Origin of the sequence: Streptomyces sp. Act143 (genome assembly GCF_003143935.1) — a bacterium.
In the GTDB taxonomy this organism is placed as follows: domain Bacteria; phylum Actinomycetota; class Actinomycetes; order Streptomycetales; family Streptomycetaceae; genus Streptomyces.
In genome coordinates, this window is the sequence record NZ_QFRX01000001.1 from 9,201,457 (window position 1) to 9,215,122 (window position 13,666).

General features: G+C 71.9%; 18 protein-coding genes and 1 riboswitch. Of the genes, 11 read left to right on the plus strand and 7 right to left on the minus strand.

All coding sequences use genetic code 11. The features are described from left to right. Nucleotides 1-13 precede the first annotated feature (13 nt). Nucleotides 14-1,141, plus strand: a complete 1,128-nt coding sequence (locus tag DI272_RS42065) for an 8-amino-7-oxononanoate synthase (protein ID WP_109500404.1) — start codon at nt 14-16, stop codon at nt 1,139-1,141. Between the two features lie 41 nt (nt 1,142-1,182). Here the strand turns inward: DI272_RS42065 and DI272_RS42070 are convergent, their stop codons facing one another. Further along, nucleotides 1,183-1,404 carry a DUF397 domain-containing protein gene (locus DI272_RS42070; RefSeq protein WP_109500405.1) on the minus strand — a complete coding sequence of 74 codons (222 nt, stop codon included), beginning with the start codon at nt 1,402-1,404 and terminating at the stop codon, nt 1,183-1,185. A gap of 9 nt (nt 1,405-1,413) precedes the next feature. Then, nucleotides 1,414-2,283 (minus strand): helix-turn-helix transcriptional regulator, encoded by an 870-nt coding sequence (locus DI272_RS42075; RefSeq protein ID WP_109500406.1) that lies wholly within the window; start codon nt 2,281-2,283, stop codon nt 1,414-1,416. Nucleotides 2,284-2,495: 212 nt separating this feature from the next. Here DI272_RS42075 and DI272_RS42080 point away from each other — a divergent pair, with 212 nt between their 5' ends. Further along, nucleotides 2,496-2,954: an ATP-binding protein gene (locus tag DI272_RS42080; RefSeq protein ID WP_109500407.1), complete on the plus strand. Its 459-nt coding sequence runs from the start codon at nt 2,496-2,498 to the stop codon at nt 2,952-2,954. A gap of 9 nt (nt 2,955-2,963) precedes the next feature. On the opposite strand, the gene DI272_RS42085 is transcribed toward DI272_RS42080, so the two are convergent. Further along, nucleotides 2,964-3,896: a LysR family transcriptional regulator gene (locus DI272_RS42085; RefSeq protein WP_109500408.1), complete on the minus strand. Its 933-nt coding sequence runs from the start codon at nt 3,894-3,896 to the stop codon at nt 2,964-2,966. A gap of 156 nt (nt 3,897-4,052) precedes the next feature. Between DI272_RS42085 and DI272_RS42090 the strand changes: the two genes are divergently transcribed. Continuing rightward, entirely contained in the window at nt 4,053-4,685 is a 633-nt protein-coding gene (locus DI272_RS42090; protein WP_109500409.1) for a LysE family translocator, read from the plus strand. 57 nt (nt 4,686-4,742) lie between these two features. On the opposite strand, the gene DI272_RS42100 is transcribed toward DI272_RS42090, so the two are convergent. The 3 genes from DI272_RS42100 to DI272_RS42110 form a co-directional block, all read right to left on the minus strand. Next, the gene (locus DI272_RS42100; RefSeq protein ID WP_109500410.1) at nt 4,743-5,216 is read right to left on the minus strand and encodes a C40 family peptidase; all 474 of its coding nucleotides are present in this window, start codon (nt 5,214-5,216) and stop codon (nt 4,743-4,745) included. Between the two features lie 3 nt (nt 5,217-5,219). Continuing rightward, a riboswitch (cyclic di-AMP (ydaO/yuaA leader) is annotated at nt 5,220-5,431 on the minus strand. 338 nt (nt 5,432-5,769) lie between these two features. After that, nucleotides 5,770-6,078: a hypothetical protein gene (locus DI272_RS42105; RefSeq protein ID WP_109500411.1), complete on the minus strand. Its 309-nt coding sequence runs from the start codon at nt 6,076-6,078 to the stop codon at nt 5,770-5,772. Between the two features lie 7 nt (nt 6,079-6,085). Beyond that, entirely contained in the window at nt 6,086-6,721 is a 636-nt protein-coding gene (locus tag DI272_RS42110; RefSeq protein ID WP_109500412.1) for an ATP-dependent Clp protease proteolytic subunit, read from the minus strand. A 63-nt stretch (nt 6,722-6,784) separates the two neighbouring features. Here DI272_RS42110 and DI272_RS42115 point away from each other — a divergent pair, with 63 nt between their 5' ends. Next, the gene (locus DI272_RS42115; RefSeq protein ID WP_109500413.1) at nt 6,785-7,072 is read left to right on the plus strand and encodes a type II toxin-antitoxin system Phd/YefM family antitoxin; all 288 of its coding nucleotides are present in this window, start codon (nt 6,785-6,787) and stop codon (nt 7,070-7,072) included. A gap of 72 nt (nt 7,073-7,144) precedes the next feature. Here the strand turns inward: DI272_RS42115 and DI272_RS42120 are convergent, their stop codons facing one another. Then, entirely contained in the window at nt 7,145-8,158 is a 1,014-nt protein-coding gene (locus DI272_RS42120; protein ID WP_109500414.1) for a hypothetical protein, read from the minus strand. 130 nt (nt 8,159-8,288) lie between these two features. Here DI272_RS42120 and DI272_RS42125 point away from each other — a divergent pair, with 130 nt between their 5' ends. The 7 genes from DI272_RS42125 to DI272_RS42155 all read left to right on the plus strand — a co-directional run bounded on the left by DI272_RS42125 (nt 8,289) and on the right by DI272_RS42155 (nt 13,654). Then, nucleotides 8,289-8,936, plus strand: a complete 648-nt coding sequence (locus DI272_RS42125) for a TetR/AcrR family transcriptional regulator (protein ID WP_109500415.1) — start codon at nt 8,289-8,291, stop codon at nt 8,934-8,936. A 111-nt stretch (nt 8,937-9,047) separates the two neighbouring features. Next, a complete protein-coding gene (locus DI272_RS42130) occupies nt 9,048-9,350 on the plus strand; it encodes an urease subunit gamma (RefSeq protein ID WP_010355509.1) in 303 nt (100 codons plus the stop codon). 10 nt (nt 9,351-9,360) lie between these two features. After that, complete coding sequence (locus DI272_RS42135; RefSeq protein WP_109500416.1) at nt 9,361-9,672, plus strand: urease subunit beta; 312 nt, start codon at nt 9,361-9,363, stop codon at nt 9,670-9,672. After that, entirely contained in the window at nt 9,665-11,386 is a 1,722-nt protein-coding gene (locus DI272_RS42140) for an urease subunit alpha (protein WP_109500417.1), read from the plus strand. The genes DI272_RS42135 and DI272_RS42140 overlap by 8 nt, the downstream gene beginning before the upstream one ends. Beyond that, nucleotides 11,386-12,060, plus strand: a complete 675-nt coding sequence (locus tag DI272_RS42145) for an urease accessory protein UreF (protein ID WP_109500418.1) — start codon at nt 11,386-11,388, stop codon at nt 12,058-12,060. The genes DI272_RS42140 and DI272_RS42145 overlap by 1 nt, the downstream gene beginning before the upstream one ends. 155 nt (nt 12,061-12,215) lie before the next feature. Next, nucleotides 12,216-12,893, plus strand: a complete 678-nt coding sequence (gene ureG, locus DI272_RS42150) for an urease accessory protein UreG (protein WP_109500419.1) — start codon at nt 12,216-12,218, stop codon at nt 12,891-12,893. Continuing rightward, the gene (locus DI272_RS42155) at nt 12,890-13,654 is read left to right on the plus strand and encodes an urease accessory protein UreD (RefSeq protein ID WP_109501319.1); all 765 of its coding nucleotides are present in this window, start codon (nt 12,890-12,892) and stop codon (nt 13,652-13,654) included. The genes ureG and DI272_RS42155 overlap by 4 nt, the downstream gene beginning before the upstream one ends. Nucleotides 13,655-13,666: the final 12 nt, after the last annotated feature.

Consider the following 13,666-nt stretch of genomic DNA (forward strand, 5'->3'; position numbering starts at 1 on the left):
CTCCGGAGGACCCATGGCGTTCGGCTGGATCGACGAGCAGGCGCGGCTGCGCCGCCGCGCCGGACTCGTACGGACCCTGCGACCGCGCCCCGCCGCCTCACCGCTCCTGGACCTCGCGAGCAACGACTACCTGGGGCTGGCCCACCACCCCGAGGTGGCGGAGGGCGCCGCGCGGGCCGCGCGGACCTGGGGCGCGGGCGCCACCGGCTCCCGGCTCGTCACCGGAACCACCGAGCTGCACACCGAGCTGGAACGGGAACTGGCCGAATTCAGCGGCTTTCAAGCGGCCCTCGTCTTCTCCTCCGGTTACGCGGCCAACCTCGCCGCGGTCACCGCGCTCGCACCGCACGGCTCGCTGATCGTCTCCGACGCCGGAAACCACGCCTCTCTGATCGACGGCTGCCGGCTGGCCCGCGGCACCACCCAGGTCGTCGGGCACGCCGATCCGGAGGCGGTGCGCAAGGCGCTCCAGACGCATGACGGTCCGGCCGTCGTGGTGTCCGACACGGTGTTCTCCGTCGACGGCGACGCCGCCCCGCTGGCCGCGCTCGCCGCGGCGGGCCGGGAGCACGGCGCCGGTCTGGTGGTCGACGACGCCCACGGCCTCGGGGTGCTCGGCGACGGTGGCCGCGGCGCTCCGTACGCGGCGGGGCTCGCGGGCGCCGACGACGTCGTCGTGACGGTCACGCTGTCCAAGTCGCTGGGCAGCCAGGGCGGCGCCGTCCTCGGCCCCGCCCGGGTGATCGACCACCTGGTCAACGCGGCACGGACGTTCATCTTCGACACGGGGCTGGCCCCCGCGGCAGCGGGAGCGGCCCTGTCGGCGCTGCGCCTGCTGCGTCGCGAGCCGGAGCGGGCGGCCCGGGCGCGCGAGGTGGCCGCAGAACTGCACGCACGGCTGACCGCCGCGGGGCACGAGGCGGTACGTCCCGACGCCGCGGTGGTCTCCGTGCGTGCGCCGTCCCCGGAGGGGGCCGTGCAGTGGGCGGCCGACTGCCGTGCGGCAGGCCTGTCCGTGGGCTGTTTCCGTCCTCCTTCCGTGCCCGACGGCATCTCGCGGCTGCGGCTGACCGCCCGCGCGGACCTCTCCGGGGCGCAGATCGAACGCGCTGTACGTGTGATCGGTGAGACACGACCATGAGTCGGCGTGACACGGCCGTGTTCGGACAGGATCGGAACTGATCAGAACGCGGCCGTGAACTCCGCCCAGCTCCCGGGGGAGAAGAGCAGCGCGGGTCCGGACGGGTCCTTGGAGTCGCGTACGGCGACGAGCCCGGCCCGCAGGCCGGCTCCTGGCCGAGCGGTCTCGACACAGTTGTTCGCTCCGGTGCTGTAACTGCTGCGCAGCCACCGCACGTCGAGCAGATCGGTACTGGCAGGTACGTTCCGAGGCAGTGCAGACATGGTGCCTCCTTACGCGCCGTCACCTATCCCGGCGATGTAATCCAACGAGTCCTCGGGTGAAAGGGCGTGGATCTGAAGGGTGTTGAAGGCCTCGGTGTAGGCCCGGAGGTCTTCTTTCCGCTCCAGGTAGAGGCTACTCGTCAAGTGGTCGAGAACAACCACGTCCAGATCAGAAGTGCGCGAAAAGGAGAAGATAACGAAAGGACCGGTGATGCCGATGTGCGCTCCCGCGGCGAAGGGCAACACCTGAAGTCTGACCTGAGGGAGCCGGGCCGCCTCGATGAGCCGTGTCAACTGCCGGGCCATCACCCCGGGTCCGCCGACCTCGCGGCGCAGCACCCCTTCGTCGAGTACCGCGCTCAACTCCAGCGGCGGGTCCGCCCGTAACACGTCCTGCCGGGCCAGCCGCACCTCGACCAGCGCGTCCAGCCGGTCGTCCGCCTCCTCGTCGAGGCCGCCCACCGCGGCCCGGGTGACCGCACGGGCGTACTCGGGCGTCTGCAACAGGCCGGGGACGACGGAGATCTCCAGCGTACGCATCGCGCTCGCCTGCGACTCCAGACTGATGAAGTCCCGGTACGTCGGAGGCAGCACCCCGCGATAGGCGTGCCACCAGTGATGGCGCCCGCCGCTCTCGTCGGACCCCGCCAACACCAGCAGCAACTCGCGCAGTTGGCTGTCGTGGACCTGGTAGACGTCCAGGAGTAACCGCACATCGGCCGGTTTCACACCGCTCGCGCCGGTCTCTATCCGGCTTACCTTGGACTGGTGCCATCCTGCCAACCGGGCCGCCTCACCACTGGTGAGCCCCGCACCGGTGCGCAATGCACGCAGTTCGGCGCCCAGCTTCCGGCGGCGCACCGCGGGACCGTGCTGCATGGGCTACTCCTTACTCCTTCCGAGGCGCCCAAATACGGTCTTCCGTCGGAGAGTTCACCGCTTCGAGCGACAGATATATGCATATCTTGGTGGATCGGCACCGTGACCGGCCTGGTAATGGCAGTCTGGCGAAGAAGCACCAGTCCGGGACCGTACTCGAACCATCCGCTCCATGTCGGACTGCGGTCCCGTGGGAAAGGGACGACGTCGCCATGGCAGACCACCTGGAAGCATCCGTCACTCTGCCGAGCGATCCCGCCTCGGTCTCCGCGGCCCGCGCCTACGTCCTGAGCACGCTGTCGGAGTGGGGGCTGCCGGCGGACACGGATGCGGCGGAGACGATCCGGCTCATCGTGTCCGAACTCGCCACCAACGCCGTACAGCACACCTTCGGTCAGTCACCCACCTTCACGGTCGACCTCCACCTCGACCGCGACGAGCAGCTGCGCATCGGCGTCACCGACAGCCACCCCCGCTTCCCGAAACGACTGCCGGCCGCCGTCCAGCAGGACAACGGCCGGGGCATGGTGATCATCCGCTGGCTCACCGCGGAGTGCGGCGGCAAGCTGAGAGTCAGGCCCACCCGCGAGGGCGGCAAGACGGTCTCCATCGAACTCCCGTGGACGGTACCGGCGGAGCCGGTGCCGGCGGCGGGGCAGCAGGAACCCTAGGACCTGCCGTCACCGTCCCGCCTGCCCGGCGGTCTGCCTGGCGCGGCCGAACGCGCCGCGCAGGAGTGCCCGGAAGGCGTCCGTCGCGGGCGCCGACTCGTCGGTCCGGTAGGCGACCGAGACGGTGCGGCGCAGATCTCCCGGCTCCAGCAGCCGCGTCCCCACCGGCGTGACCGCCATGCGCGCCACCATCTCCGGCACGACCGCGATCCCCAGCCCCGCACTGACCAGGGCACACACCAGGGCGTACACCGGTGTCGCCACCAGCACGGACGGGGTGGCCCCGGCCCGGGCGAGCACCGCCTCCACACCCTTCCGGGCGGGGTGGTCCGGGGCCATGCTGATCAGTGGCTGTCCGGCGAGTTCCGTCAGCGGCAGGCGTGCGGTGCCGTCCGCGAGCGCGTGGCCCGGGGCGGTCACCAGGACCAGCTCCTCCACCAGCACCGGTTCCACGGCGACGGACGCGGGCAGCGGAACGGGCTCCGCGGGCTCGTAGAAGTGCGTCAGCGCCAGATCGACATCCCCGGCCGCCACCGCGGCCACCCCAGCGGGCGGTTCGAGGTGGGCCACGGTCAGCTCCACGTCCGGGTGCGCCCGGCGGAACGCGCTCAGCACCGGTGGCAGCACCTGCATGCCCGCGGTCTGGAAGGTGCCGAGCCGCAGCGTGCCGCCGGACAGCCCGGTCAGCCGGGCGATTTCATGGCGGGCCTGCTCCAGCTCGTCCAGCACCCGGCGGGCCCGGGCCACCAGCAGCTCACCGGCGTCCGTGAGCCGCGCGCCGCGGTGATGCCGTACGAGAAGAGCCGTGCCAGCCTCCCGCTCCAGCTTGGCCAGTTGCTGGGAGAGCGCGGGGGTGGTGTACCCGAGGCGCGCGGCGGCCCGGGTGATCGAGCCGGCCTCGGCGACCGCGACCAGCGCGGCGAGCCGGTTCGGGTCGTACATGCCGGACTCCTGAGCCTGAAGGGCGGGCTTGAAGAGCGGGCTTGAAAGAGCAGTGCCCGCTGCGGTGCCTAGAGAGCTTGCCTAAAGACATGCTTAAGGCAGACCCAGAATATTCGACATACCTGCTGAAGGCTCCCGCGCGGCAGGCTGGGCGGCATGGACGGACAGCTCATCGCCTTCACCGGGGTCGCGGCCGGCATGGTCGCCATGCCCGGCGCGGATTTCACCGTGGTCGTACGCAATGCCCTCGTCTCCCGCCGGGCCGGCGTCGCGTGTGCGCTCGGGATCGCGGGCGGGCTGCTGCTGCACACGGCGCTGGCGGTGGCCGGAGTCGCCGCGGTCCTGACGGCCGTACCGGCGCTGTTCCGCGCACTCCAACTGCTGGGCGGTGTCTACGTGCTGTACCTGGGGGTGCGGACGCTGCGCGCGTTGAGCGGCCGTCCGGACCCGGCGGTCGAGGAGGCCGCGGGCGGCGCCGCACGACCGCTGCGGCAGGGGTTCGTCACCAACGCCCTCAATCCGAAGGCCCCCATCACCTTCCTGAGCCTGCTGCCGCAGTTCGTGCCCGCGGGCGATGCCGCGCTGCCCCGGACCCTGCTGCTGGCGCTGATCGTGGTGGTGCTCGCCCTGGTGTGGTTCCCGGCGGTGGCGCTGCTGGTGGACCGGCTGGGCCGGTGGCTCAGGCGGCCCCGGGCCGCACGGCTCGTCGCGGGCGTCACCGGCACCGCGCTGACCCTGCTGGGTGTGGTCCTGCTGTTCGAACCGCTGTCGGCCCTCAGGCGTGGCTGATGCCGAGGCCCCGCAGGGGTGACGGCGGGTCAGGTCGCCGCCACCCCCGCGGGAAGGTCACTTGACCCGGCCGTACCAGACGCTCTTCGTCCAGATCTTCTGGAGCTTCACGACCTCCCCGCTCTTCGGGGAGTGCCAGATCTTCCCCTTCCCGGCGTAGATGCCGACGTGGTACACGTTCGACCCCGAGTGGAAGAACACGAGGTCTCCGGCTTTGCGGCTGCCGGCCGAGATGTGGCGGGTCTTGTTGTACTGCTGGGCCGCCGTGCGGGGCAGGCTTTTGCCGGCCTTCTTGTACGAGTACAGCGTGAGCCCGGAGCAGTCGAACCTGTGCGGCCCCGCGGCGCCCCACTTGTACGGGGAGCCCTTCTTGGAGGCCGCGATCTGGAGTGCCTTCGTCGCCGGTGTCGCGGCCGCGGCGTCGGAGGCGACGCCCGGGACCACGATGGAGCCGCCCACTGCGGCGATGGTGAGGGCCGAGGCCGTACCGGCTCGGGCCATGAGCGACGGGACACGATTGAGCGCAGACATGCGCAACCCTTCGTCAGCCGCCTGTGAAGGATGACCTGTCGGATTCGGGCTGGCGAAGTTGCCCGGCCGCTGACGCGGCTTCACCCCAAGGGATGCTCGGCCCGGTCATGGCGTGACCGTTCCGGCGACCCGTCGTGCTTGGGTCCTCCACTCCTGCCGATCCACTCCTGTCGACCGGTCATCCGGGTGGCGGCAGGACTCGGCGTCCACCCGGATCGCCCCGCCGCTGCGGCGGGGGCTTGTCGTCAGACAGGGATCTTCACGTACTCAATGCCGAAAATCCCAATGGAATCGGGGATTTGTGTTGTTACTCACCACTCACCCGTTCGGGTGGACACTCCTCTGTTCGAGGGACTGTCCAGGGGTCCGCGGACCCCTGGACCAGGAGCGGAACGTCCTATTCCGTCCCCGGGCTACACGCGTTGCGCAACCCTGACGGCCTTGCAGGACGACCGGCGACTACTCCAAATGGGGGTACGTCTTCTGGTCCGTTTGAAACCCGGCCCGGACGCCTCGCCGTCGGGACGGACGGCCCGGACCGGGTGCGTCCGCATCAACTGCCGGGGTGTGGCGGCACCGTGACCCGCGCCGTGCGCCGCTCACCGTCCAGGACGCGCAACGCCCGCGCCAGGGTTGCGGCATGCAGCTCCGTCTCGCCCCGCTGGTGCATCAGCGTCAGCGCGTCCCGCAGTTCTGCCGCCTTGGCGACCAGCGCCTGGGCGGCCCGCAGGCCGCGGTAGGTGTCGCCGTCGTACGCGGGATTGATCCGGCCGAGCAGGTCGACCACGTCCAGGTAACGGTCGATCAACTCGCCCTCGGCGCGCGTCAGCGCGGGCAGCGGCGGGAGTTCCGGCGGCAGCATCGCCCGCTCACCGGGCGCCGGGTGCGGGGCGCGAGGTCTTGCGGCTGGGCACGATCCGGTCCACCAGGCCGTATTCCAGCGCCTCTTGGGCGGTGAGGATCTTGTCCCGCTCGATGTCCTCGGTGACTTGTTCCCGGGTGCGCCCGGTGTGCCGTACGAGCATCTCCTCCAGGCGGTCGCGGACCCGCCCCAACTCTTCGGCCTGGATCGCCAGATCACTGGCCTGCCCCTCCACCGGCCCGGGCAGCGAGGGCTGGTGGATCACCATGCGTGCGCCCGGCAGCGCGGACCGCTTGCCGGGGGTGCCGGCCGCGAGCAGCACGGCCGCGGACGAACCTGCCTGGCCCAGACAGATCGTCTCCACGTCGCAGGTGACGAACTGCATCGTGTCGTAGATCGCCGACATGGCGCTGAAGGAGCCGCCGGGGGAGTTGATGTAGAGCGAGATGTCCCGGTCCGGGTCCTGGTACTCGAGGTGCATGAACTGGGCCATCACGTCGTTCGCCGAGATGTCGTCCACCTCGGTGCCGAGGAAGACGATCCGCTCCTCCAGCAGCTTTGAGTACGGGTCCATCGTCTTGCTGCCGAAGCTCGTGCGCTCGGTGAACTCGGGCAGGACATGACGGGCGGTCGGTCGGGTCATGGGTACCCCTCCTTCTGCGTCTGTAAAAAATGTACAGGACGTACGTGACGTTATGATGGGGGTATGGCCTACGAGATTCCGGTGACGCAAGCCAGGGCTGAACTCGCCGACCTGATCAACCGAGTGGTGTACGGCGGTGAGCGTGTCGTCGTCACGCGGCACGGCAAGCCGCTGGTCGCCCTGGTCTCCGCCGCCGACCTCGAACGGCTGGAGGCGCTCCAGGAGGTCCAGGAGCCCGCCGAGGAGCAGGTGATCAGCGCGGTCTCGACCGTGCGCGAGCTGTCGTCGCCGCCCCGTGAGGCGCAGCGGTTCGGCATCGCGGCCCACCACCGGGGCACGGGCGCCTCGTAGGAAGACCGCAGAAGACCGCGCACCCCCGTCCGCTACAGCGGAGGTACGCGGTCCGTTCCAGGGTGCCCCGTGTCAGCCGGCGGGCACCAACTCCCTTTCGGCGGCGGGCTCGGTGCTCTTCGCTCGTGCCCGGAGCGCGTTCCCGAGCAATACGGCGGCCAGGCCGAGCGCCGCCCACCAGGCCAGGGTCAGGGCCGGGCCGCTCGCCGCCGCCCCGTCGAAGTACGCCACCGACCGCAGCAGCGTCGCGCTCGCCCCCGGCGGCAGCCACTGGCCGATCGCGCCGACCGGCTCCGGGAGCATCTGCGGCGCCGAGGGCGCCCCCGAGAACGGGTTGCCCAGGAGCATGATCACGCCGGAGGCGACGCCGATCCCCGCGGTGCCCAGGCATGCGGCCAGGCCGGCGACCGTGCCGCTCACCGCCAGGGTCGCGAGCCCGAACACCCCGGCCTCCGCCCACCAGTCGCCCGTGACGACACCGAGCCAGGTGTCCATGATCCCGGCGGCGGCCGCACCCACCAGGGCCGAGGCGCCGGCCAGGGCGGCCACGGCCCGCGTCCCGCGCAGCCCGACCGACGTCACCACCGCGCCCGCGGCGATCCCGGCGAGGGCCAGCGGCAGTACGCCGGCGTTGAGCGCCGCGCCCCGCGGGTCCTTCGCGGGCGCCGCCACCACATCGACCGTCCTGACCTGCGTGCCGTCGGCCGCCGCCGGTGCCGCCACGGCCTGCTGGAGCAACTGCGCCACCACCGGGCTCGCGGCCGACGCGGTCAGCAGCTCGGGACCCTCGGCGGTGACGACTACCGCCCCGTACACGGTCCGGTCCTCGATCGCGTCCCGGGCGGCGGCCTCGTCCGCGTAGTGGTGGATCTCGAACGCGCCCTCGTGCGCGGCCAGTTGCCTCTCCACCTGGGCGGTCGCCGCAGCGGGGCCGGCGATGCCGAGCGGCAGGTCGCGGGGTGCGGTCCGGGCGGCGGGCCAGGCGAAGGCCCACAGCGCGAGCGCCGCGAGGAGCGGGACGAGGGTGGCGGTCGCGATCAGCCGGCGGGCGTTGCCCGCGGGTGTCGTAGCGGAGGCGGTGGACATGGGGTGTCCTTTCTGGCTCAGGGCTCCGGCTCGGTTTCAAAGAGAAGGATCGTTCGTTTTTCTTGCCCCCTCACCGTCCCGCCGTGTGTGCGCCTTGTCAAGAAGGAACGTTCGTTTTAAGTTGGTGACCATGGCCCGCGTATCCCAGGAACACCTCGACGCCCGCCGCCGGCAGATCCTCGACGGCGCCGCGATCTGCTTCGCCCGCAACGGCTTCCACGCCACGTCCATGCAGGACGTCCTCAAGGAGGTCGATCTGTCGGCCGGTGCCGTGTACCGCTACTTCAGCGGCAAGGAGGCGCTCATCGCGGCCATCGTCGAGGAGGTGCTCGGCCAGGTCCGCGACGGTTTCGAGGAAGCGGCCCTGAGCAGCCCGCCCCCGCCGCCGGACCTCCTGGTGTCGTCGGTGCTCGGCCGGGTCCTCGAGAGCAAGGAGTTCCTGACCGTGGACGGGCGGCCCGCGTTCCCGCGCCTGGTCGTCCAGGTGTGGACGGAGACCCTCCGCAACGACCAGCTCGCGGGCATCCTGCACGACGGCTACAGCGCGGTGCAGAAGACCTGGGGGCGGATCGTCGAGGCATACCAGGACACCGGGATGATGCGGTCTGACATCTCCGCGGACCGGGTGGCCCGCACGATGATGGCCGCGGCCATGGGCTTCCTCGCCCAGCAGGCGCTGTTCGGGCCTGCGCCGCACGAGATCCTCCGGGACGGTCTGCGGGCGTTGATGAGCGTGCGGGACCCGTACGACACGACCGGTGGATCACAGCTCGGTTAACTTGCTTGAAACCCGGTCCAACTAGCCTTCCGGCACGCCACCAGGGACTTTGCCCGGTGGCTGCGGCAACCGGACCCCGCACGGTCCGGAGCGAGGACTGTGAGGTGGGACGTGCAACTGACCCCGCACGAGCAAGAGAGGCTGCTGATCCACGTGGCGGCCGACGTCGCCGAGAAGCGCCGGGCCCGCGGGCTGAAGCTCAACCACCCCGAGGCGGTCGCCCTCATCACCTCGCACATCCTCGAGGGCGCCCGTGACGGCCGTACCGTCGCCGAACTGATGGCCTCCGGGCGCAAGCTGCTCACCCGGGACGACGTCATGGAGGGCATCCCCGAGATGATTCACGACGTTCAGGTCGAGGCCACCTTCCCCGACGGCACCAAGCTCGTCACCGTCCACGACCCGATCGTCTGACGGGGGCGCCGTGATTCCCGGAGAGATCCTCTTCGCCGAGGACCCGATCGTCTACAACGACGGCCGTGAGGTCACCCGCCTGACCGTCCTCAACGCCGCCGACCGGCCCGTCCAGGTCGGCTCCCACTACCACTTCGCCGAGGCCAACCCCGGCCTGGAGTTCGACCGCGGCGCCGCGCGCGGCAAGCGGCTGAACGTCGCCGCCGGCACCGCCGTGCGCTTCGAGCCCGGAATCCCCGTCGACGTCGAACTCGTCCCGCTCGCCGGCGCCCGGATCGTGCCGGGACTGCGCGGGGAGACCGGAGGTGCCCTCGATGCCTGAGATCTCGCGTGCCGCGTACGCCGACCTGTTCGGCCCGACGACCGGCGACCGCATCAGGCTCGCCGACACCGATCTGCTCGTCGAGATCGAGGAGGACCGTTCCGGCGGCCCCGGACGCGCCGGTGACGAGGCGGTGTTCGGCGGTGGCAAGGTGATCCGCGAGTCCATGGGCCAGGCGCGCGCCACGCGCGCGGACGGCACCCCGGACACCGTCATCACCGGCGCCGTGATCATCGACCACTGGGGGATCGTCAAGGCCGACGTCGGCATCCGCGACGGCCGGATCACCGGGATCGGCAAGGCCGGCAACCCCGACACGATGGACGGCGTCCATCCCGACCTGGTGCTCGGCCCCGAGACCGAGATCATCGCCGGTAACGGGCGCATCCTGACGGCCGGCGCGGTCGACGCGCACGTCCACTTCATCTGCCCGCAGATCGCCGACGAGGCGCTGTCCTCCGGTGTCACCACCCTGGTCGGCGGCGGCACGGGCCCGGCGGAGGGCTCCAAGGCGACCACCGTCACCCCCGGCCCCTGGCACCTCGCCCGGATGCTGGAGGCGATGGAGCAGTACCCGCTCAACATCGGCTTCCTCGGCAAGGGCAACACCGTCTCGCACGAGGCGATGCTGTCCCAGATCCGGGGCGGCGCCCTGGGGTTGAAGCTCCACGAGGACTGGGGTTCGACCCCGGCCGTCATCGACGCCTCGCTCACGGTGGCCGACCGGACCGGCATCCAGGTCGCCATCCACACGGACACCCTGAACGAGGCCGGGTTCGTCGGGGACACGCTCGCCGCGATCGCGGGGCGGGGGATTCACGCGTACCACACCGAGGGTGCGGGCGGCGGGCACGCGCCGGACATCATGACGGTCGTCTCCGAGCCGCACGTCCTGCCGAGCTCGACCAACCCCACCCGGCCGTTCACCGTCAACACCGCCGAGGAACATCTCGACATGCTGATGGTGTGCCACCACCTCAACCCCGCGGTGCCGGAGGACCTGGCGTTCGCCGAGTCCCGCATCCGGCCGACGACGATCGGGGCGGAGGACATCCTCCACGACCTCGGCGCGATCTCGATCATCTCGTCCGACGCCCAGGCGATGGGCCGGGTCGGCGAAGTCATCATGCGGACCTGGCAGACGGCACACGTCATGAAGCGCCGACGGGGTGCGCTGCCCGGCGACGGGCGGGCCGACAACCACCGCGTGCGGCGGTACGTCGCCAAGTACACGATCAACCCCGCCGTCGCCCAGGGGCTGGCGCACGAGATCGGCTCGGTGGAGACCGGCAAGCTCGCCGACCTCGTGCTCTGGGAGCCCGCGTTCTTCGGGGTCAAGCCGCATCTCGTCGTCAAGGGCGGGCAGATCGCCTACGCGCAGATGGGCGACGCCAACGCGTCGATCCCCACCCCGCAGCCGATCCTGCCGCGTCCGATGTACGGGGCGATCGGGCGGGCGCCCGCGGCCAACTCGTTCAACTTCGTGGCCCCGCTGGCGATCGAGGACGGGCTGCCGGAGCGGTTGCAGTTGGGCAAGCGTTTCGTCGCCATCGAGTCGACGCGTGGGGTGACCAAGGCGGACATGCGGGAGAACGACGCGCGTCCGCAGGTGCGGGTCGACCCCGACAGCTTCGCCGTGCACATCGACGGGGAGCTGGTCGAGGCGACCCCGGCCGCCGAACTGCCGCTGGCCCAGCGGTACTTCCTCTTCTGATGTCCAGGGCCGCACTTCTCGTCCTGGCCGACGGCCGCTTTCCCGCCGGGGGACACGCGCACTCCGGCGGCGCCGAGGCGGCCGTCAAGGCCGGGCGGATCAGCGGGGCCGCGGGCCTGGAGGAGTTCTGCCGGGGGCGGCTGCACACGGCGGGACTGGTGTCGGCGGCGTTGGCCGCCGCCGCGGTACTCGGCGTGGACGCCCGGGAGCTGGACGCGGCGGCGGACGCCCGGACGCCGTCGCCGGCTCTGCGGGCCGCCGCGCGGAAGCTGGGGCGGCAGTTGACGCGGGCCGCTCGGGCGACCTGGCCGTCCGACGAACTCGACGCCCTGGCACGGGAGTTCCCCAAGGGGGCGCATCAGCCGGTCGTGCTCGGTCTCGCGGCGCGGGCGGCCGGGCTTGAGGCCGTCGACGCGGCATACTGCGCGGCGTACGAGAGCGTGAGCGGGCCGGCGTCGGCGACCGTGCGATTGCTGAGTCTCGATCCCTTTGACGCCACCGGGGTGCTGGCCCGGCTGGCGCCGGAGCTGGACCGGGTGGCGGGGCTCGCCGTGGAGGCGGCGCGGCGGGTGACCGAGGCGGGTGTCGAGGCGTTGCCCGCGGCTTCGGCTCCCCTGCTCGAGATCTCCGCCGAGCTCCACGCCGCCTGGCCCGTACGGCTCTTCGCGTCGTAGGGGCGTTCTCGCCCCCGCCGCCCTTGTCCGTTCCCGTCCTCCAGGGGCGCCGCCCCCTCGACCCCGCTGGGGGTGCCGCCCCCAGACACCGATCGGCCCGAAGGGCGTCGCCCCCGACCGCCGGACAGGCCGAAACACATCAAGGAGTCGCCCTCATGCATCTCGACCACTCCCACGCCGGTCCCGCCGCCGTCAGCGTGGACGCGCACCGCCCCGACGGCTCTCGTCGCGCGCTGCGGATCGGGCTCGGCGGCCCCGTCGGGTCCGGGAAGACCGCCACCGTCGCCGCGCTCTGCCGGCTGCTGCGCGACGAGCTGTCCCTCGCCGTCGTCACCAACGACATCTACACCCGCGAGGACGCCGAGTTCCTGCTCCGGGAGGCCGTGCTGCCGCCCGAGCGGATCACCGCCGTGGAGACCGGTGCCTGCCCGCACACCGCGATCCGCGACGACATCTCCGCCAACCTCGAAGCCGTCGAGGACCTGGAGGACGAGATCGGGCCGCTGGATCTGGTGCTCGTCGAGAGCGGCGGGGACAACCTCACCGCGACCTTCTCCAAGGGGCTCGTCGACGCGCAGATCTTCGTGATCGATGTGGCGGGCGGGGACGACATCCCGCGCAAGGGCGGTCCCGGCGTCACCACCGCCGACCTGCTCGTCGTCAACAAGACCGACCTCGCGCCGTACGTCGGCTCCGACCTCGCGCGGATGGCGGCCGACGCCAAGGCGCAGCGCGCCGAACTGCCGGTCGTCTTCCAGTCGTTGCGCAGCGAGACCGGTGTGGCGGACGTCGCCGCCTGGGTGCGGTCGCGGCTGGCGGCGTGGACGGCATGACGACCGGCACCGCCGGCGTGGCGGCCACCGCGCGGATCGTCGCCCGCGACGACGGACGCGGCGGCACCTCGCTCCCGGTGCTGGAGGGCGACGGCCCGCTGGCGCTGCGTCGGACCCGGGGGAGCGGGGCGGAGGCACGGGTCATGCTCGTCGGCGCGATGAGCGGACCGCTCGGCGGCGACCACTTCACCGTCGAGGCCGGGGTGGAAGAGGGCGCCCGCCTGCGGGTCGGATCGGCCGCCGCCACCATCGCCCTGCCGGGACAGGCCAAGGGGGAGGCGCGCTACGACGTCCGCCTCACCGTCGCCGACGGGGGTGCGCTGAGCTGGCTGCCGGAGCAGCTGATCTGCGCGAACGGCAGTGACCTGTACGTCACCACTCGGGTCGACGTCGGCGCGCGCGGCCGGCTCGTGCTGCGGGAGGAGCAGGTGCTGGGGCGGGCCGGCGAGGAGCCGGGGCGGCTCGTCAGCCGGCTTGTGCTGCGGGTCGGCGGGCGGACCCTGCTCGACCAGGAACTCGCCTGCGGCCCCGGGGCGCCGGGCGGCTGGGACGGCCCGGCCGTGCTGGCAGGGCAGCGCGCTGTCGGGCAACTCGTCGTCGTCCGGCCGGAGTTCGCCGCCGAGCCACCGGCGCCCCAGGTGCTGGGGGACGGTGCCGCGGTCATGCCGCTGGCCGGGCCCGCCGCGCTGGTGAGTGCCGTGGCGCCGGACGCGCTGCGGCTGAGGAGGCTGCTGGACGAGGCCCTGACGTCGCTCGGCTAGCGAACTGCCCTC

Excerpts from the sequence above, each read along its gene's own strand:
- DI272_RS42065 (WP_109500404.1), top strand. The coding sequence starts at position 14 with ATGGCGTTCGGCTGGATCGACGAGCAGGCGCGGCTGCGCCGCCGCGCC.
- DI272_RS42070 (WP_109500405.1), bottom strand. The coding sequence starts at position 1,404 with ATGTCTGCACTGCCTCGGAACGTACCTGCCAGTACCGATCTGCTCGAC.
- DI272_RS42075 (WP_109500406.1), bottom strand. The coding sequence starts at position 2,283 with ATGCAGCACGGTCCCGCGGTGCGCCGCCGGAAGCTGGGCGCCGAACTG.
- DI272_RS42080 (WP_109500407.1), top strand. The coding sequence starts at position 2,496 with ATGGCAGACCACCTGGAAGCATCCGTCACTCTGCCGAGCGATCCCGCC.
- DI272_RS42085 (WP_109500408.1), bottom strand. The coding sequence starts at position 3,896 with ATGTACGACCCGAACCGGCTCGCCGCGCTGGTCGCGGTCGCCGAGGCC.
- DI272_RS42090 (WP_109500409.1), top strand. The coding sequence starts at position 4,053 with ATGGACGGACAGCTCATCGCCTTCACCGGGGTCGCGGCCGGCATGGTC.
- DI272_RS42100 (WP_109500410.1), bottom strand. The coding sequence starts at position 5,216 with ATGTCTGCGCTCAATCGTGTCCCGTCGCTCATGGCCCGAGCCGGTACG.
- DI272_RS42105 (WP_109500411.1), bottom strand. The coding sequence starts at position 6,078 with ATGCTGCCGCCGGAACTCCCGCCGCTGCCCGCGCTGACGCGCGCCGAG.
- DI272_RS42110 (WP_109500412.1), bottom strand. The coding sequence starts at position 6,721 with ATGACCCGACCGACCGCCCGTCATGTCCTGCCCGAGTTCACCGAGCGC.
- DI272_RS42115 (WP_109500413.1), top strand. The coding sequence starts at position 6,785 with ATGGCCTACGAGATTCCGGTGACGCAAGCCAGGGCTGAACTCGCCGAC.
- DI272_RS42120 (WP_109500414.1), bottom strand. The coding sequence starts at position 8,158 with ATGTCCACCGCCTCCGCTACGACACCCGCGGGCAACGCCCGCCGGCTG.
- DI272_RS42125 (WP_109500415.1), top strand. The coding sequence starts at position 8,289 with ATGGCCCGCGTATCCCAGGAACACCTCGACGCCCGCCGCCGGCAGATC.
- DI272_RS42140 (WP_109500417.1), top strand. The coding sequence starts at position 9,665 with ATGCCTGAGATCTCGCGTGCCGCGTACGCCGACCTGTTCGGCCCGACG.
- DI272_RS42145 (WP_109500418.1), top strand. The coding sequence starts at position 11,386 with ATGTCCAGGGCCGCACTTCTCGTCCTGGCCGACGGCCGCTTTCCCGCC.
- ureG (WP_109500419.1), top strand. The coding sequence starts at position 12,216 with ATGCATCTCGACCACTCCCACGCCGGTCCCGCCGCCGTCAGCGTGGAC.
- DI272_RS42155 (WP_109501319.1), top strand. The coding sequence starts at position 12,890 with ATGACGACCGGCACCGCCGGCGTGGCGGCCACCGCGCGGATCGTCGCC.